Here is an 18,006-nt window from a genome sequence, read left to right on the forward strand (position 1 = left end):
GCGCACCGGCGGTCATGGGACAATGAAGTACGTGCTCTTCCCCCTGGCTGACCTGTCCGGGGGCCACCTCTGATCGACTGGGATGTGCAGCACGTGCGTTTCCTCAACGACATCCAGCCCCCGTACGACCTGACGTACGACGACGTCTTCATGGTGCCCAGCCGCTCGGCCGTGGGCTCCCGTCAGGGAGTGGACCTCTCCTCCCCCGACGGCACCGGCACCACCATCCCCCTCGTGGTCGCCAACATGACGGCGATCGCGGGACGCCGGATGGCCGAGACCGTCGCCCGCCGCGGTGGCCTTGTCGTCATCCCGCAGGACATTCCGATCGACGTCATCACCGAGGTCGTCGGCTGGGTCAAGGGACGCCATCTGGTGCTCGACACCCCGATCGTCCTCGCGCCCCACCAGACCGTCGCCGACGCCCTCGCGCTGCTGCCCAAGCGCGCGCACAACGCGGGCGTCGTCGTCGACGAGGACCACCGCCCCGTCGGTGTCGTCACCGACACCGACCTGTCCGGCGTGGACCGCTTCACCCAGCTGTCCGAGGTCATGTCCAAGGACCTGCTGCTCCTGGACGCCGACATCGAGCCCGGCGAGGCCTTCAACCGGCTCGACGCCGCCAACCGCCGCTACGCCCCCGCCGTGGACGCCGACGGCAAGCTGGCCGGCATCCTCACCCGCAGGGGCGCCCTGCGCGCCACGCTGTACACGCCGGCCACCGACGCGAACGGCCGGCTGCGCATCGCCGCCGCCGTCGGCATCAACGGCGACGTGGCGGGCAAGGCCAAGCAGCTGCTCGACGCCGGCGTGGACACGCTCGTCATCGACACGGCGCACGGCCACCAGGAATCGATGATCAGCGCCGTGCGGACCGTGCGCGCGCTGGATCCCCAGGTGCCGATCGTGGCCGGCAACATCGTGGCCGCCGAGGGCGTCAAGGACCTGATCGACGCGGGCGCGGACATCATCAAGGTCGGTGTGGGCCCCGGCGCCATGTGCACCACCCGCATGATGACCGGCGTCGGCCGGCCGCAGTTCTCCGCGGTCCTGGAGTGCGCCGCCGAGGCGAAGAAGTACGGCAAGCACGTGTGGGCCGACGGCGGTGTCCGCCACCCCCGTGACGTCGCCATGGCGCTGGCCGCCGGCGCGTCCAACGTCATGATCGGCTCGTGGTTCGCGGGTACGTACGAGTCCCCCGGCGACCTCCAGCAGGACGCGAACGGGCGCCTGTACAAGGAGTCGTTCGGCATGGCGTCCGCCCGTGCCGTCAAGAACCGCACCAGCGAGGAGTCCGCGTACGACCGGGCCCGCAAGGCGCTGTTCGAGGAGGGCATCTCCACCTCGCGCATGTTCCTCGACCCGTCCCGTCCGGGCGTCGAGGACCTGATCGACTCGATCATCGCGGGCGTCCGTTCCTCCTGCACCTACGCCGGCGCCAACTCGCTGGAGGAGTTCGCCGAGAAGGCGATCGTCGGCATCCAGAGCGCGGCCGGCTATGCCGAGGGCAAGCCGCTGCACGCCAGCTGGAGCTGATCTTCCGCCCTTCCCGTACGGCCCCCGCTCCCCACTGCCGGGAGCGGGGGCCGTACGCGTGGGAGGGCTCCCATCGCGGGCGGAAGTCGCCTCGCGCAACCATCGAAAAGCCCTGCGCAACGAACAGGCGCCGGGATGCGATGAACGCAACGATCTTGCGGAGATGCGCAAGGTTGCTGCATTACGCCCGTGAAGCCCGAACTCATAGGGTCGGGCGCTGTACACAGGCGTGGCGGGGACCCCGCTCGGCGGGTCCCGGCTGTCAGGGGTGCCGCCGGTTCCCGTCCTCTTCGACCGGCAGCGATGAAGGAGAGCGCGCGTGCTCGACCAAGGCACACCCCCGCAGTCCCCACCCACCACCGCCCCGTCGTCCCCGGGCCTCGGCGCGCGCCTCATGCGCCGCAAGCCGGTGGAACTGCTGGTGCGGGAGGGCGGACACGGTGAGGGCGGCTCGCTGCGGCGCTCCCTCGGCCTGTGGCAGCTCACCATGATCAGCATCGGTGCGACGCTCGGCACCGGCATCTTCGTGGTCCTCGGCCAGGCCGTCCCCAAGGCCGGGCCCGCGGTCACCCTGTCGTTCGTGATCGCCGGTGTCACGGCGCTCTTCTCCGCCCTCTCCTACGCGGAACTGGCCGGCACCATCCCGGTCGCCGGGTCCTCGTACTCGTACGCGTACGCAACCATGGGCGAGCTGATCGCCTGGATCTGCGGCTGGTGCCTGGTCCTGGAGTACGGCGTCTCGGTCGCGGCCGTCGCGGTCGGCTGGGGCGAGTACCTGAACGAACTGCTCGACGGCACCATCGGCGTCACCATCCCGGACGCGCTCTCCGCGCCGCCCGGTGACGGAGGCATCTTCAACCTGCCCGCGCTCATCGTCGTGATGCTCGCGATGGCGTTCCTGCTGGGCGGAGCCCGCGAGTCGGCGCGCGCCAACACCGTCATGGTGGCCGTGAAGATCGCCGCGCTGCTGCTGTTCTGCGCGATCGGCGTCCAGGGCCTGCGCTCGGGCAACTACGAGCACTTCATGCCGCTCGGCATGGCGGGCGTCAGCGCCGCAGGCGCCACCCTGTTCTTCTCCTACATCGGCTTCGACGCCGCCTCCACCGCCGGTGAGGAGGCCAAGGACCCGCAGCGCGACCTGCCCCGAGCGATCATGCTTTCGCTGGTCATCGTGACCGCCCTGTACGTCCTGGTCGCGGCCGTCGCCGTCGGGGCGAAGCCCTGGCGTCAGTTCGGCGACGCGCACGCCGCGCTCGCGGAGATCATGAAGGAGGTCACCGGGCAGACCTTCTGGGGCACGCTGCTGGCCGCCTGCGCCGTGATCGCCATCGCCAGTGTCGTGCTGACCGTGCTGTACGGCCAGACCCGCATCCTGTTCGCGATGGCCCGGGACGGTCTCGTGCCCAAGGTGTTCGCCCGGGTCCACCCGAAGACCGGCACGCCCCGCGCCAACACGGTCATCGTCTCGCTGTTCTGCGGTGTCCTGGCCGCCGCGATCCCGCTCGGCCAGCTCGCCGACGCCACCAGCATCGGCACGCTGTTCGCCTTCGCGCTGGTCAACGTCGCCGTCGTCGTGCTGCGCCGGACGCGCCCGGCCATGCGCCGCACCTTCCGGGTTCCGTTCGCGCCGGTCTTCCCCGTGATCGGCTTCCTGCTGTGCCTGTGGATGATGGCCAGTCTCTCCGCCGTGACCTGGGAGGTCTTCGGCGTCTGGATGGCCGTGGGCCTCGTGTTCTACTTCAGTTACGGCCACCGCCGGTCCCGGATGGCGGTCGCGGAACCCGCCGCCGCCGAGCAACCGTAGAACTCCTCGCAGAAAAGTGAACCGCCCGCAGTGCTGAACGATCTCGACGAACGCATCGTGCACGCCCTCGCCGAGGACGCCCGCCGGTCCTACGCGGACATCGGGCAGCTCGTCGGCCTGTCCGCGCCCGCCGTGAAACGCCGGGTCGACCGGCTGCGGGCCACCGGGGCCATCACCGGGTTCACCGTACGGGTGGACCCGGCAGCCCTCGGCTGGGAGACGGAGGGCTTCGTCGAGATCTACTGCCGCCGGAACACCTCGCCTGAGACGATCCAGCGCGGGCTCGAGCGGTACCAGGAGGTCGTGGCCGCCTCCACCGTCACCGGGGAGGCGGACGCGGTGGTGCAGGTGTTCGCCTCGGACATGCGGCACTTCGAGCGGGTGCTGGAGCGGATCGCGGGGGAACCGTTCGTCGAGCGGACGAAGTCCGTTCTGGTGCTCTCCCCGCTTCTGCGGAGGTTTTCGTCGGGGTCGCCGACCTAGGTGGTCCCCCCTTCAGGGGCGCACCAGAGGGTGGGGGTTTCCCGTCGTGGGCGGGTGCGGGTGTGGGTGCCTCGTGGGTTGTCGCGCAGTTCCCCGCGCCGCTGACGGGCGCTCCCCTAACGGGCGCTTCTCGCTCCTTGCGGGGCCTACTCGGCTGGTTTTCTTGCCAGGGTGTTGTTGCCGATCGAGTTGTGGATGCTGAAGCTCACCGCGTCCGAGCGGTAGCGGTCGTCGGACCATTCCACCGGGCGGCCCTCGCGGGTGGTGGTGACGCGGCGGACGCGCAGCAGGGGACTGGTGCGGCGGACGCCGAGGAGGTCGGCGTCCTGGGCCCCCGCCGCCACCGCGTCGATCACGTGCTCGCCGTACGCGAAGACCAGGCCGGTGTCCTCGAAGAGCCGCTGGGTGACCGAGGGGCAACCGGGTTCGATCGCCGCGACGGCCGGGGAGATCCAGTCGGCGTACACCGTACGTTCCAGCAGTACCGGTTCGCCGTCCAGTCCGCGCACCCGCAGGACGTGCAACACCGGTGTCCGCTCGGCGAGTTGGAGGCGTACGGCGTCCTCCGCCGTCGCCGGGCGGTACTCCTGGGACACCACGCTCCCGGTCGCCTCGCGCCCCATCGCCCGGGCCCACTGCGCGAAGCTCCGCAGTTCGGCGAAGCTCTGGCTGCGACGGCCCGCGAGGACCACGCGCCGGGCGCCCTGACGCGACCCGATGAGCCCCTCGGCGGTCAGGGCCGCGACGGCCTGGCGGACCGTGCCGCGCGAGACGCCGTACTGGGCCGCGAGGTCGGTCTCCGCCGGCAGCAGACTGCCCACGGTGTACTCCTCGCGGTCGATCGCCCGCCGCAGCTCCTCGGCGATCTCCTCGTGTCGCGCCGTCATTCTTCCCCTCTGGTCAGCCCGCTGTGCACAGCCTGACCAGCCTAATCGACAGCGGACGGTGATCGGGAACGGTCGGGATTGTGCAGGGAATAGGGGCTTGGGGTTTCACCGCCGTTCACCGTGGGGACACCATCGGCGGGCCTACTGGGGCCGACTTGTTCAGACAAGTTCTTCGATCCACCCCACCCTCGTGCGTCACCCTGGAGAGACCGTGACCGTGTTCCTGCCGAGGACCGCCCTCCTCACCGGCGGCCTCGCCGTCGCCGCAGCGCTCACCCTGAGCGCCTGCGGCGCCGCTCCCGACGACAAGGCGACCACCGCCGACGGCAAGAGCGCGGCCACCGCGACCTCCGCCGCGGACTTCGGCGGTCTCGACGCCCTGGTCAAGGCCGCCAAGAAGGAGGGCACGCTGCACGCGATCGCCCTTCCCCGCGACTGGGCCAACTACGGCGCCCTCATCGACGGCTTCACCAAGAAGTACGGCATCAAGATCCAGGTCGAGAGCCCGGACGGCTCCAGCCAGGACGAGATCAACGCCGTCACCTCGCGCAAGGGCCAGGACCGCGCCCCCGACGTCCTCGACCTCGGCAGCTCCTTCGCGCTGAGCGCCGCCCAGCAGGGCCTGCTCGCCCCCTACAAGGTGGCCGCCTTCGCCGACCTGCCCGCCGGCCAGAAGGACCCGCAGGCCCGCTGGTTCAACGACTACGGCGGCTACATCTCCATCGGCTGCGACGCCAAGAAGGTCAAGGAGTGCCCGACGACCTTCAAGGACCTGCTCAAGCCGCAGTACAAGGGCCAGGTCGCCCTCAACGGCAACCCCACCAAGTCCGGTTCGGCGTTCGGCGGCGTGTACGCGGCCTCGCTCGCGAGCGGCGGCTCCTTCGACGACATCCAGCCCGGCCTCGACTTCTTCGCGAAGCTGAAGAAGAACGGCAACTACACGCCCGTCGAGTCGACCCCGGCCACCGTCGAGAAGGGCGAGACGCCCATCAGCATCGACTGGGACTACCTCAACGCCGGTTACGCCGACGAGTTCAGGTCCAAGGGCGTCGACTGGAAGGTCGCCGTGCCGAGCGACGGCCAGTTCTCGCAGTACTACTCCCAGGCCGTCAACAAGGACGCCCCGCACCCCGCGGCCGCCCGGCTGTGGCAGGAGTACCTCTACAGCGCCGAGGGACAGAACCTCTGGCTCAAGGGGTACGCCCGTCCGGCCCTGATGACCGCGATGGACAAGGCCGGCACGCTCGACAAGACCGCCGCCGCGAAGCTCCCCGCCGTCTCGGGCACCCCGAGCTTCCCGACCGAGGCCCAGCAGAGCAAGGCCAAGACCGTGCTCGCCCAGGGCTGGGGCAAGGCCGTCTCCGGATGACCACCGCCCTCACCGAGGCTCCGGCCGACGTGGCGCCCGCCGCTGCCCACCGGCAGCGGCGGCGCCGGGCCACCGGCCCGCTCGCCGTCCTCCCGCTGCTCGTCTTCGTCGCGGTCTCCTTCGGTGTCCCCGCGCTCGCCATGCTCAACGGCGCCTTCACCGTCAAGGACCAGGCCACCGGCGCCACTTCGTACACGACGGCCAACCTGACCGGCTCGTTCCAGGGCGCCTACCTGACCGCGCTCATGGGCAGCGTCAAGCTGTCCGCCGTCTCCGCCGGCCTCGCGACCGTCCTCGGACTGCCGCTGGCCCAGGCCGTGGTGACCTCCCGCTTCCGCGCCCTGCGCGAGGCCGTGCTCACCGCCTCCGGCGTCCTCGCCAACTTCGGCGGTGTGCCGCTCGCCTTCGCCTTCGTCGCCACCCTCGGCAACTCCGGTGTGCTGACACGGCACTTGAGCCTCACCGAGCGGGGCTGGGACCTCTACAGCTTCTGGGGCCTGGTCGTCGTCTATCTGTACTTCCTGATCCCGCTCATGGTGCTCACCATCACGCCCGCCCTCGACGGTCTGCGCTCCCAGTGGCGCGAGGCCGCGCGGAACAACGGCGCGACGACCGTCCAGTACTGGCTGCACGTCGCCCTGCCGGTCCTCGCGCCCTCGCTCCTCGGCGGACTCGTGCTCCTCTTCGGCAGCGCCTTCGCCGCGTACGCCACGGCGGCCGCCATGGTGGGCAGCGCGGTGCCGCTCGTGACCCTCCAGATCGCCGACGCCATCTCCGGCAACGTGCTGGTCGGCCAGGAGAACGTGGCGCTCGCCCTCAGCCTCGACATGGTCCTCATCGCGGGCCTGGTCATGGCCGTGTACCTGCCCCTGCAACGACGGAGCGCGCGATGGCTCGCCTGAACCCGTGGCGCTGGGTGGTCCTCGCCCTCGCCGCGCTGTACTTCCTGGTGCCCATGGCCGCGTCCGTGGTCTTCACGGTCGACGTGCCGGGACAGGGCGTCACCTTCGACGCCTACAGCCGGATCGTGTCCGCCGACGGCTTCGCCTCCAGCCTCGTGCTCTCCCTGGAGCTCGCCGCAGCGACCATCGCCGTGGTGCTGCTCCTGATGGTCCCCGCCATGGTCGCGCTGCGGCTCGGCTCGCCCCGGCTGCGGCCCGTCGTCGAGGTGGTGTGCTCCCTGCCGCTGGTCGTGCCCCCGATCGCGTTCGTCGCCGGCATCTCCACCGTCCTGAAGTGGGGACCCGAACACCTCTCGCGCACCCCGCTGTTCCAGACCTTCGTGGCGATCCAGGACCCGGGCTTCCCGGTCGTCCTCGTCCTCGCGTACGTCGTGATGGCGCTGCCGTTCGTGTACCGGGCCCTGGACGCGGGACTGCGCGCCGTCGACGTGCGCACCCTCGTCGAGGCCGCCCGCAGCTGCGGCGCGAGCATGCCGCAGGCCCTCGTGCGGGCGGTGCTGCCCAACCTGCGCGGCGCGCTCCTGAACGCCTCCTTCCTCACCCTGGCCCTGGTGCTCGGCGAGTTCACGGTCGCGAGCCTGCTCGGCTACCAGCCCTTCGCCGTGTGGATCTACGACATCGGCGGCTCGCAGGCCCAGATGTCCGTCGCCGTCTCCGTGCTCAGTCTGTTCCTCACCTGGGCACTGCTCCTCGCGCTCGCCGTCCTCGGCGGCCGCTCCCGTACCGCTTCCGCCTCCCGGGGATGAACATGACCGTCGCCACGCTCGACAAGGCCGCCACCGTCGAATTCCGCGGACTCAGGAGGGAGTTCGGTCCGACCGTCGCCCTCGACGGCCTCGACCTCACCGTCCGGCCGGGTGAACTCCTCGCCCTGCTCGGCCCCTCCGGCTGCGGCAAGACCACCGCGCTGCGCATGCTCGCCGGCTTCGAACACCCCGACTCCGGCGAGGTGCTGGTCGACGGCGAGGACATCACCCGGGTCCCGGCGCACCGCCGCGACGCCGGAATGGTCTTCCAGTCGTACAGCCTCTTCCCGCATCTCAGCGCCCTGGACAACGTGGCCTTCGGACTGCGGATGCGCAAGGTGCGTACGGCCGAACGGCGCTCCCGCGCGGCCGAGTTGCTGGAACTCGTGGGACTCGGGGACAAGGGGGAGCGGTTCCCGCACCAGCTCTCCGGCGGTCAGCAGCAGCGCGTCGCGCTGGCCCGCGCGCTCGCCCTGCGGCCCCGTGTCCTGCTGCTCGACGAGCCGCTGTCGGCGCTGGACGCCAAGGTGCGGCTCTCGCTGCGCGAGGAGATCCGCCGGCTCCAGCTGGAGCTCGGCATCACCACCCTGTTCGTGACCCACGACCAGGAGGAGGCGCTGTCCATGGCGGACCGGGTCGCGGTGATGCGGGCCGGGCGGCTCGAACAGTGCGCTTCCCCCGCCGAGTTGTACGGGCGTCCCGCCACCGCCTTCGTCGCCGAGTTCGTGGGCACGATGAGCCGGATCCCGGGGACGCTGGACGGTGACCTGGTCGAGGTCCTCGGCCGGCGGCTGCCGGTGGACGGGGACGTGCCCGCGCCGGGGGCGGTGGACGTGCTGGTGCGGCCGGAAGCGGTCCGGGTGAGCGCCGACACGGTCGGGGACGCACGGGTCGTGGCCACCGCGTTCCTCGGTGCGGCCACCCGGGTGACCGTGCGGCTCGCCGACGGGACCGAGGTCAAGGCCGATCTGCCCACGCACGAGGCCGTGGCGCTCGGGGCGGGCGCGGCCGTGACGGTCACTCTGCCGGAGCGGCCGGTGCTGGTCGCCGCGCGTCCGGGCCGGTAGCGTCCGCCGGCCCCCTGACCCCGGGTTCCGGTGCGTGACCCTGCCGCCCACAAGCGATGATCGCCCCCTCCGCCCCTTCCCGACCCGAACCCGGGGCTCCGCCCCGGACCCCGCTCCTCAAACGCCGGAGGGGCTGAAATTTCCCGGGACTGCGTCTCCCCCCACCGAAGAAAGAGATCACCGTGACCCACCGTTCCACCGCCCGGGCCTCCCTCCAGGCCGTTCTGTTCGACATGGACGGCACGCTCGTGGACACCGAGCGGCTTTGGTGGGAGGCGGTGGAGGAGGTGGCCGGCGGGCTCGGGCACGTGCTGACGGGGGCCGATCAGCCGCACGTCCTCGGGCGGCCCGTCGAGCACACCGCCGCCTGGCTGGCCGGTGCCACCGGCGCGCCCCGGGAGGCCACCGCCGCCGAACTGCACCGGCAGTTCGCCGACCGGGTCCGCACGGGCATCGTGCCCCGGCCCGGCGCCGGCGAACTGCTCCTCGCGCTCGCCCGCGAACGCGTGCCCACCGCCCTGGTCACCGCCTCCCCGCGCGCGGTCGCCGACACCGTCCTCGAAGCGCTCGGCGCCGACCGGTTCGCCGTCTCGGTCACCGCCGACGACACCCGCCGCACCAAGCCGGCCCCCGACCCCTACCTCGCCGCCTGCCGCGCCCTCGGCGTCGACCCCGCCGCCTGCGTGGCCGTCGAGGACACCCAGACCGGCGTCACCTCCGCCGAGTCGGCCGGCTGCGCCGTCCTCGCGGTGCCCTCGCTCGCACCGATCGCCCCCGCGGCCCGCCGTACCGTGATCGGCAGCCTGGAAGGGGTCTCCCCGGCCCGGCTGCGGGCCATGGTCGCCCCGGGCGAGCTGCGGGTGATGAGCTGGAACCTCTGGCTCGGCGGCACCCAGGTCGACGGACACCGCGAGAAGCAGCTCAAGGCCATCACCGGGACCGGCGCGGACGTCGTCGGGCTCCAGGAGACCAACGGGACCGCGGCACGCGAACTCGCCGACGCCCTCGGCTGGTACCACCACCAGGCGGGCGACAACCTCGGCGTCATCAGCCGCCATCCGATCACCGCCCGGTTCGGCGACCCGGAGGTCGGCTTCTACGGGGGCACCGGCGTCAGGATCGAACTGGACGGCGGGCAGCGGGTGGACGTCTGGAGCGCGCACCTCGACTGTGCGCCGTACGGCCCCTACGAGGCACGTTTCGACGGCCTGCCCGAGGCCGATCTGATCGCGCACGAGAGCGGCCGCCTCGCCCGGATGCGGGAGATCCTGCGCCGGATCGACGACACCGGCGACGCCTCCGTCCCGGTCGTGCTGACCGGTGACTTCAATGTGCCCTCGCACCTGGACTGGCCGGAGGTCGCCTGGCCGGTGACGCGGGCCGCCGAGGAGGCGGGCCTGCGGGACTCCTACCGGGAGGCCCACCCCGACCCCGTACGGGACCCCGGACACACCTGGTCGCCCGTCCACGCCGAGCACGAGGACGGCAGCGGGCGCCCGGAGCCGCAGGACCGGATCGACTTCGTGCTGCACCGGGGACTGACCGTCCTCGACTCCCGCACGCTGGTCGGCGGTGCTCCGCGCCCCTGGCCGGACGTCGCCGACAACGAATGGCCCTCCGACCACGCGGCGGTCGTCACCGTCTTCGCCCTGCCCGGAGGCGAGTGAGCCGGCACATCCGGTGCCGGATCCGGGGCCCCGGCCGGGGACGGACGCGGTGCCGGATCCGGTGACCGCACGCAGCGTACGTTGAACGCTCAGTCAGTCCGGACCATTGCGGTCCGGGCTCACCATCGACTAGTTTGAGCCGCGCGCCCGCTACCCGCGAGTAACACATGGGTCACCACACGTCACCCGGCCACCCGTTCGTCCCGTCGTCCTGGGGAGACCATGCGCTGGCCCATCGGCCGTCCGCCCACGGTCCGTTCGCGGATCGTGGCCCTCTCGATCGCCCCCGTGATCGCCCTCATGACACTGTGGAGCTTCGCCATGGTGTCCGTCACCGGCGATCTCCGCGCGCTCGTCCGGCTCCAGGGCGTCTACGACGACTTCGGCACGCCGGTCGACACGGCGGTCGGCCAGATCCAGATCGAACGCCGCCTCGCCGCCGCCTACCTGGGCGCGAAGAGCGGGACGACGGCGGGCGTCGAGCTGCTGGCCCAGGAGCGCCGCACCGACCGGGCCGTGACCGCCCTGCGCGCGGCGGTCCGCGACGGGGACCGCAGCCGGCTCTCCGGACAGCAGCGCCGGGCGCTCGACACCCTGCTGCACTCCGTGGACGGGCTGGAGGGACTGCGCGGCCGGGTGCTGGCGCACACCGTCACCTGGGACCGGGCCGTGGCCGAATACAGCACCCTGGTGGAGCCCTCCTTCGACGTCGAGTCCGCGCTCACGGCGCTCCAGGCGGGACAGCTGGCCCGTGAGGCGCAGGTCGTCGTCGAGCTGGTGCGGGTACGGGAGTTCGTGTCCCGCGAGGACGCGCTCGTCGCCGGGGCACGCGCCGCCGGCACGCTCAGCGACCACCAGTACGACACCCTCACCGCGACCATCGAGGACCGCCGCGTCTTCGAGCGGACCTATGTGCCCGATCTGCCGGCCGACTCGCGCTCCCTCTTCGAGACCTTCCAGCGGGGCGACCTCCACCAGGAGCTGACCCGGGACGAGGACACCCTGCTGCGGGCGGGCGCGCGGCAGGCCGGGGAGGCCGTCGCCGCCGGATCCTGGCGCACCACCACCGACCGCGCCGTCAAGCGCTACATGCTGCTGTGCACCCGGTCCGCCCTCAACTCCGCCGCGCGCGGACGGGCGTTCGCCTACCAGGAGCTCACCAAGGCCGCGATCGTCGGCGTGGTGGGGCTGGCCGCCGTGGGCCTGTCGCTCTGGTTCGCGGTGCGCGGCGCCCGGCGCATCTCGCGCCGCCTGGAGTCGCTGCGCGACGCCGCCGACCTGCTGACCAACCGTCAACTACCCCAGGTCATGGAACGGTTGAGCGCGGGACAGGAGGTCGACGCGGCCGCCGAGGCGCCGCCGCTCGCGGACGTGGAGGCGGTGGCCGACGAGATCGGGCAGGTCGGCCGGGCCTTCAACACCGCCCGGCTCGCCGCCGTCGAGGCCGCCGTCAAACAGGCCACCCTGCGCCGCGGGCTGTTCGCGGTCCTGCTGAACATCGCCCGCCGCAACCAGGCGCTCGTCCACCGCCAGCTCAAGCTCGTCGACACGCTGGAGCGCCGCACCGACGACCCGGACGTCCTGGACGACCTGTTCCGGATCGACCACCTCACCACCCGGATGCGGCGCCACGCGGAGAGCCTGATCATCCTCTCCGGCTCGGCCCCCGGCCGGCGCTGGCGGCGGCCGGTGCCCGTCGCCGAGGTCGTGTCCTCCGCGGTGAGCGAGATCGAGCAGTACGCGCGCGTGGTGGTCCCCCCGATGCCCGAGGTGGGCGTCGCCGCGGACGCCGTCGCCGACGTCGTGCACCTGATCGCCGAACTGGTCGAGAACGCCACCGTGTTCTCCCCGCCCCGGACCCAGGTCACCCTGCGCACCGGACGCGCCGGGACCGGTTTCGTCCTGGAGATCGACGACCGGGGCCTCGGCCTCGCGCCCGACCAGATCGACGAGGCGCACCGCACCCTGAACACGCCCGAGGAGTTCGACCCGACCCGGCACGACCGGCTCGGCCTGTACGTGGTGGGCCGGCTCGCGGCACGGCACGGCATCAAGGTCACGCTGTGCCGCTCGCCGTACGGCGGTACGACAGCCGTCGTGCTGCTGCCCGAGGCCGTGCTCGCACCGGTCGAGACCGTGTACCCGGCGGCCGCGGCGGACCCGGCTCCGCTGCCCTCGCGTACCGCCACCGCGGTCCTCCCGGCGCAGCGGACGGCGTCCGGGGAGCGGAAGACCGGCTCCGCACCCCCGGAGACCTCCCGCGCGGCGACCGAGGCCGCCTCAGCGGCGACCGGGGACCTCTCCCCAAAGGCCGAAGACCTCTCCGTACCGGCCGGGGACCCCTCCGTACCGGCCGGGGACCCCTCCGTACCGGCCGGGGACCCCTCCGTACCGGCCGAGGACTCCTCCGTACCGGCCGGACCCCCGGCTCCCGAACCTCCCGTGCTGCCCACCCGGGTCCGCCAGCGGGCCCTCGCCCCGGAGCTGCGCACCGAGGCACCGGCGGCCGACGGCACGCCGGAGCGCGAGATCACTCCCGAGGAGATGCGCGCGGTCTTCGGGGCCTTCCAGCGCGGTCTCGACCGGGGCCGCAAGGGCCTGCCCTCCCGGCCGGAGACCGACACGATCGACACGACCGGTGGGACCCGGTCCGAGCACCCGGACGAACGGTCCGGCCCCGCGCGGCGAAGCGACACCGAGGAAGGGACGGACGTCCACGATGAGCCCTGACCAGTTCCCAGACAGGCCCGGCAGGACCCTCGGGGCCCGGCGCCCTGACCCGGTGGGCGGCGCCCTCGGGACCGGGGACGACACGGACCGGCCCGGCACCGACCTCGGCTGGCTGCTCGACGACCTCGTGGCCAGGACCGACCACGTCCGCCAGGCCGTGCTGCTGACCGCCGACGGCCTCCCGCTGAGCTGCTCGGACGGCATGCGCAGACGGGACATCGAACACCTCGCGGCGGTCTGCTCGGGCTTCCACAGCCTCGCCCGCTCGGTCGGCGAGCGCTTCGCCGCGGGCGGGGTGCGCCAGACGATGGTGATGCTCGACGACGCCTACCTCTTCATCACCCCGGCGGGTGACGGAAGCAGGCTCGCCGTGCTGAGCGAGGTGCAGACGGACGTCGGACAGCTGGCCCACGAGATGGAACTGCTCGTCCGCCGTGTCGGCCGCCACATGGCCGCCGCCGTACGTTCGGCGGCCGACCCCGCGGGCCGCTGATCCGGCTGTGACCGACGAGCACTGGTACGAGGACGAGACCGGGCCCATGGTGCGGCCCTACACCGTCACCGGGGGCCGGACCCGGCCCTCGGACCGGCACGTCATCGATCTGATGTCCAGGGTCACGGTCCTGGAGACGGACGAGGGCCGCCCGGGAGTCGATCACGCGGCCGCCGCTCTGCTCGCCCTGGCCCGCCGCGGCCCCCGCCCGGTGGTGGAGCTCGCCGCGGACGCCGACCTGCCGCTGACCGTCGTACGCGTGCTGCTCGGCGATCTGGCCGAGGCGGGCCTGCTGGTCATCGACGAGCCGTACCGCCCTCCGGGCGGCGGGCCCGCGGCCGACCCGGAACTGCTGCGCGAGATCGTGGAGCGCCTGCGCGACCTGTGACCGCCCGCCGGGCCGGGCCGTGCGGTCCGCAGCGGCGGAACCCGGGGCGGGTCCCCGCTGTGACCTGCGTCTCCTGGGGTTCGGGACGTTCGGGACCTTGACCGCGCGAGCCCGACGGGCCGCGCAACGAATCGCCGTCGGGGGCCCGAGGTGCGCAACGAATCGTCCACCGGCGCGCAACGGGTCCTTCTTGTCCCCCCGAGCCGGCCGACCGTACCGTCTAAGCGACCCCCCGAACCCCCCTCGTACCGGTGGAGAACCCGCATGCGCACAGCCCTGCTCCAGAGCTCCGGCCGCCCCGGCTCGGTCGTCGAGAACCTCAAGGTCCTCGACGAGGCCGCGGGCCGCGCCGCCGCATCGGGGGCCCGGCTCGTCGTCACGTCGGAGATGTTCCTGACCGGCTACGCCATCGGCGACGACATCGGTCGGCTCGCCGAGCCCGCCGACGGCGACTCCGCCGACGCGGTGGCCGAGATCGCCACCCGGCACGGCGTGGCCGTCGCCTACGGCTACCCCGAGCGCGAGACCCCCGAGGGCGAGGCGGCCGGGGACGGCGGGGCGAAGGTCTTCAACTCCGTACAGCTGATCTCCGCGGACGGCACCCGGCTCGCGAACTACCGCAAGACCCACCTCTTCGGCTGCTTCGAGCACGACCACTTCACCCCCGGCGAGCGGACGGTCGTCCAGGCCGAACTGGACGGCCTCCGGGTCGGCCTCATGATCTGCTACGACGTCGAGTTCCCGGAGAACGTCCGGGCGCACGCCCTCGCCGGCACCGACCTGCTGCTCGTGCCGACCGCGCAGATGCACCCGTTCCAGTTCGTCGCCGAGTCCGTCGTCCCGGTGCGCGCGTTCGAGAACCAGATGTACGTCGCCTACGTCAACCGCAGCGGTCCGGAAGGGGAGTTCGAGTTCGTCGGACTGTCCACGCTGGCCGGACCCGACGGGGTCGCCCGCGCCCGTGCCGGCCGCGGCGAGGAACTGCTCCTGGCGGACGCCGACCCGGTCCTGCTGGCCGCCTCGCGGGAGACGAACCCGTATCTGAAGGACCGCCGCCCCGGCCTCTACGGCTCCCTCGTCTGATCCTCCCCCCGGTCCGCCCCCGGCCGGTCACGCACAGCCTCCCCTCACCTTTTCCGCGCAAGGAGTCCGACCCCATGACGTCCACCGTGCCCAACGCCGTCCAGCACGCCGACGTGCAGCAGCCGCCGATCACCATGTTCGGCCCGGACTTCCCCTACGCCTACGACGACTTCCTCGCGCACCCCGCAGGCCTCGGACAGATACCCGCGACCGAGCACGGCACCGAGATCGCGGTGATCGGCGGCGGACTGTCCGGCATCGTGGCCGCCTACGAGCTGATGAAGATGGGCCTCAAGCCCGTCGTGTACGAGGCCGACGAGATCGGCGGCCGGCTGCGCACGGTCGGCTTCGAGGGCTGCGACCCCTCGCTGACCGCCGAGATGGGCGCGATGCGCTTCCCGCCGTCCTCCACCGCCCTCCAGCACTACATCGACCTGGTCGGCCTCACGACCACGCCGTTCCCCAACCCGCTCGCCGAGTCGACGCCCTCGACGGTCGTCGACCTCAAGGGCGAGTCCCACTACGCGACCTCCGTCGACGACCTCCCGCAGGTCTACCGCGACGTCATGAACGCCTGGAACGCCTGTCTGGAGGACGGCGCCGACTTCTCCGACATGAACCAGGCCATGCGCGAGCGCGACGTCCCGCGCATCCGCGAGATCTGGTCGAGGCTCGTCGAGAAGCTCGACAACCAGACCTTCTACGGCTTCCTGTGCGACTCGGAGTCCTTCAAGTCCTTCCGCCACCGCGAGATCTTCGGCCAGGTCGGCTTCGGCACCGGCGGCTGGGACACCGACTTCCCGAACTCCATCCTGGAGATCCTGCGGGTCGTCTACACCGAGGCCGACGACCACCACCGCGGCATCGTCGGCGGCTCCCAGCAGCTCCCGCTGCGCCTGTGGGAGCGCGAGCCGGAGAAGATCGTCCACTGGGCGTACGGCACCTCGCTCTCCTCGCTGCACGATGGCGCCCCGCGTCCGGCCGTCACCCGGCTGAACCGCACCGCGGGCAACGGCATCACCGTGACGGACGCCAACGGCGACATCCGCACCTACAAGGCGGCCATCTTCACCGCCCAGTCCTGGATGCTGCTCTCCAAGGTCGCCTGCGACGACTCGCTCTTCCCGATCGACCACTGGACGGCGATCGAGCGCACGCACTACATGGAGTCGAGCAAGCTCTTCGTGCCCGTGGACCGGCCGTTCTGGCTGGACAAGGACGAGCAGACCGGCCGTGACGTCATGTCGATGACGCTCACCGACCGGATGACCCGCGGCACCTACCTCCTGGACGACGGCCCGGACAAGCCCGCCGTCATCTGCCTCTCGTACACGTGGTGCGACGACAGCCTGAAGTGGCTGCCGCTGTCCGCGAGCGAGCGCATGGAGGTCATGCTGAAGTCGCTCGGCGAGATCTACCCGAAGGTCGACATCAGGAAGCACATCATCGGCAACCCGGTGACCGTGTCCTGGGAGAACGAGCCCTACTTCATGGGCGCGTTCAAGGCCAACCTGCCGGGCCACTACCGCTACCAGCGCCGTCTGTTCACGCACTTCATGCAGGAGTCGCTGCCCGAGGACAAGCGGGGCATCTTCCTCGCGGGCGACGACATCTCCTGGACGGCCGGCTGGGCCGAGGGCGCCGTCCAGACCGCGCTGAACGCGGTCTGGGGCGTCATGCACCAGCTCGGCGGCACCACCGACCCGACCAACCCCGGGCCCGGCGACGTCTACGACGAGATCGCGCCGGTGGAACTCCCCGAGGACTGACCGCCCGGGGCGGGCGGCCGCTTCAGACCCCGGCCGCCCGCGCCGCCTCGTACAACTCGGCCGCCACGTCCTTCAGTTCCTCGGCGTCGCGAACCGAGCTCTGGAGGTCGAGGAAGATGTCGTCGAAGCCGATCCCGGCGTGGGCGGCCAGATCCTCCACGATCTGTCCGACGGCTCCCTGGAACGGCTGACGGTCCTCGCCCGCGTACGGCTTGGGCGTGTAGCGCTCGTTGGTGCGCAGCACCGTCCGGATCGGCCGGGTGCGCCCGCGCTCGGCGGCCAGCTCCCGCAACCCGGCCCACTGCGCCGCGAGTTGCCCGACCCCCATGCCGATCGGCATCCAGCCGTCCGCGTGGTCGACGAGCCGGCGCCTGGCCTTGGCCGAGTTCGCGGCGAGCAGGATCGGGATCGGCCGGGCCGGCTTGGGCCCGACCACGGCCGAGGCGATCCGGGAGAGACGGCCCTCGTGGACCACGGGGTCGGGGCCCCACACCGCGCGGCACACCTCGATCACCTCGTCCAGGGCCTCGCCGCGCTCCTCGAAGGGACGCGGGGCAGCCGCCGCGTACTCGTCGAGCGACCAGCCCGTGCCGAGACCGGCGACGACCCGGCCCCCGGCAGCCGCGTCGATCGAGGCGAGGGTCTTGGCCAGCCGGAAGGGCGTGTGCAGCGGGGCGACCAGCACGCTGGTGCCGAGTTCGGCGCGCTCGGTGGCCGCGGCCGCGAGCGTCAGGGTCACCAGCGGGTCGGCGACGCTCCGGTAGGAGTCCGGCCAGGCCAGTCCCTCGATGCCGTACAGCCCCTGGGTCGGCGGGTCGGGGAACAGGGCCCGCTCGAACACCCACAGGCTGTCGTACCCGAGCGCCTCGGCGGCGCGTGCCACGTCCGGCACGTCCCGTCCCAGGTCGTAGTGCCGCATCTGCGGGAGGGCGAGGCCGAGTCGCGTCGTCATACCGGTGTACTCCTTCGCATCGGGGTGTGCCGACGTGCCAACGTACAGTGAGCGTCGCGATGTTCCGGCG

Annotated in this window: 15 protein-coding genes; 13 read left to right on the forward strand and 2 right to left on the reverse strand. The window is 72.1% G+C overall.

Annotated elements, in window-relative coordinates; translation table 11 throughout:
• Nucleotides 1-93: 93 nt before the first annotated feature.
• From ACFWI4_RS13980 to ACFWI4_RS13990, 3 genes are all read left to right on the forward strand, one after another.
• Nucleotides 94-1,536, forward strand: coding sequence for a GuaB1 family IMP dehydrogenase-related protein (locus ACFWI4_RS13980; protein WP_387195204.1), 1,443 nt, complete (start codon nucleotides 94-96; stop codon nucleotides 1,534-1,536).
• 319 nt (nucleotides 1,537-1,855) lie between these two features.
• Nucleotides 1,856-3,340 (forward strand): amino acid permease, encoded by a 1,485-nt coding sequence (locus ACFWI4_RS13985; protein WP_387195008.1) that lies wholly within the window; start codon nucleotides 1,856-1,858, stop codon nucleotides 3,338-3,340.
• 30 nt (nucleotides 3,341-3,370) lie between these two features.
• Complete coding sequence (locus ACFWI4_RS13990) at nucleotides 3,371-3,823, forward strand: Lrp/AsnC family transcriptional regulator (protein ID WP_015661832.1); 453 nt, start codon at nucleotides 3,371-3,373, stop codon at nucleotides 3,821-3,823.
• 146 nt (nucleotides 3,824-3,969) lie between these two features.
• On the opposite strand, the gene ACFWI4_RS13995 is transcribed toward ACFWI4_RS13990, so the two are convergent.
• Nucleotides 3,970-4,710: a GntR family transcriptional regulator gene (locus ACFWI4_RS13995; RefSeq protein ID WP_385399237.1), complete on the reverse strand. Its 741-nt coding sequence runs from the start codon at nucleotides 4,708-4,710 to the stop codon at nucleotides 3,970-3,972.
• A 211-nt stretch (nucleotides 4,711-4,921) separates the two neighbouring features.
• Between ACFWI4_RS13995 and ACFWI4_RS14000 the strand changes: the two genes are divergently transcribed.
• The 10 genes from ACFWI4_RS14000 to ACFWI4_RS14045 all read left to right on the forward strand — a co-directional run bounded on the left by ACFWI4_RS14000 (nucleotide 4,922) and on the right by ACFWI4_RS14045 (nucleotide 16,984).
• Nucleotides 4,922-6,079: an ABC transporter substrate-binding protein gene (locus tag ACFWI4_RS14000; RefSeq protein ID WP_385399239.1), complete on the forward strand. Its 1,158-nt coding sequence runs from the start codon at nucleotides 4,922-4,924 to the stop codon at nucleotides 6,077-6,079.
• On the forward strand, nucleotides 6,076-6,981 hold the full coding sequence (locus ACFWI4_RS14005) for an ABC transporter permease (RefSeq protein ID WP_387195011.1): 906 nt from the start codon (nucleotides 6,076-6,078) through the stop codon (nucleotides 6,979-6,981). The genes ACFWI4_RS14000 and ACFWI4_RS14005 overlap by 4 nt, the downstream gene beginning before the upstream one ends.
• On the forward strand, nucleotides 6,969-7,787 hold the full coding sequence (locus tag ACFWI4_RS14010) for an ABC transporter permease (RefSeq protein WP_387195014.1): 819 nt from the start codon (nucleotides 6,969-6,971) through the stop codon (nucleotides 7,785-7,787). The genes ACFWI4_RS14005 and ACFWI4_RS14010 overlap by 13 nt, the downstream gene beginning before the upstream one ends.
• Nucleotides 7,788-7,789: 2 nt before the next feature.
• On the forward strand, nucleotides 7,790-8,854 hold the full coding sequence (locus ACFWI4_RS14015; protein WP_387195017.1) for an ABC transporter ATP-binding protein: 1,065 nt from the start codon (nucleotides 7,790-7,792) through the stop codon (nucleotides 8,852-8,854).
• 182 nt (nucleotides 8,855-9,036) lie between these two features.
• The gene (locus ACFWI4_RS14020) at nucleotides 9,037-10,521 is read left to right on the forward strand and encodes an HAD-IA family hydrolase (protein WP_387195020.1); all 1,485 of its coding nucleotides are present in this window, start codon (nucleotides 9,037-9,039) and stop codon (nucleotides 10,519-10,521) included.
• A gap of 222 nt (nucleotides 10,522-10,743) precedes the next feature.
• Entirely contained in the window at nucleotides 10,744-13,251 is a 2,508-nt protein-coding gene (locus tag ACFWI4_RS14025) for a nitrate- and nitrite sensing domain-containing protein (protein ID WP_387195022.1), read from the forward strand.
• Nucleotides 13,241-13,744 (forward strand): roadblock/LC7 domain-containing protein, encoded by a 504-nt coding sequence (locus ACFWI4_RS14030; RefSeq protein ID WP_387195025.1) that lies wholly within the window; start codon nucleotides 13,241-13,243, stop codon nucleotides 13,742-13,744. Before ACFWI4_RS14025 ends, ACFWI4_RS14030 begins: the two co-directional genes overlap by 11 nt.
• 7 nt (nucleotides 13,745-13,751) lie before the next feature.
• Nucleotides 13,752-14,132: a DUF742 domain-containing protein gene (locus ACFWI4_RS14035; RefSeq protein ID WP_387195029.1), complete on the forward strand. Its 381-nt coding sequence runs from the start codon at nucleotides 13,752-13,754 to the stop codon at nucleotides 14,130-14,132.
• Between the two features lie 264 nt (nucleotides 14,133-14,396).
• Nucleotides 14,397-15,215: a carbon-nitrogen hydrolase family protein gene (locus tag ACFWI4_RS14040; RefSeq protein ID WP_387195032.1), complete on the forward strand. Its 819-nt coding sequence runs from the start codon at nucleotides 14,397-14,399 to the stop codon at nucleotides 15,213-15,215.
• A 74-nt stretch (nucleotides 15,216-15,289) separates the two neighbouring features.
• Nucleotides 15,290-16,984 (forward strand): flavin monoamine oxidase family protein, encoded by a 1,695-nt coding sequence (locus ACFWI4_RS14045; RefSeq protein WP_387195035.1) that lies wholly within the window; start codon nucleotides 15,290-15,292, stop codon nucleotides 16,982-16,984.
• 22 nt (nucleotides 16,985-17,006) lie between these two features.
• On the opposite strand, the gene ACFWI4_RS14050 is transcribed toward ACFWI4_RS14045, so the two are convergent.
• Nucleotides 17,007-17,936, reverse strand: coding sequence for an LLM class F420-dependent oxidoreductase (locus ACFWI4_RS14050; RefSeq protein WP_387195038.1), 930 nt, complete (start codon nucleotides 17,934-17,936; stop codon nucleotides 17,007-17,009).
• Between the last annotated feature and the right edge of the window lie 70 nt (nucleotides 17,937-18,006).

The organism is Streptomyces sp. NPDC127038, assembly GCF_042725875.1.
Classification (GTDB): domain Bacteria; phylum Actinomycetota; class Actinomycetes; order Streptomycetales; family Streptomycetaceae; genus Streptomyces.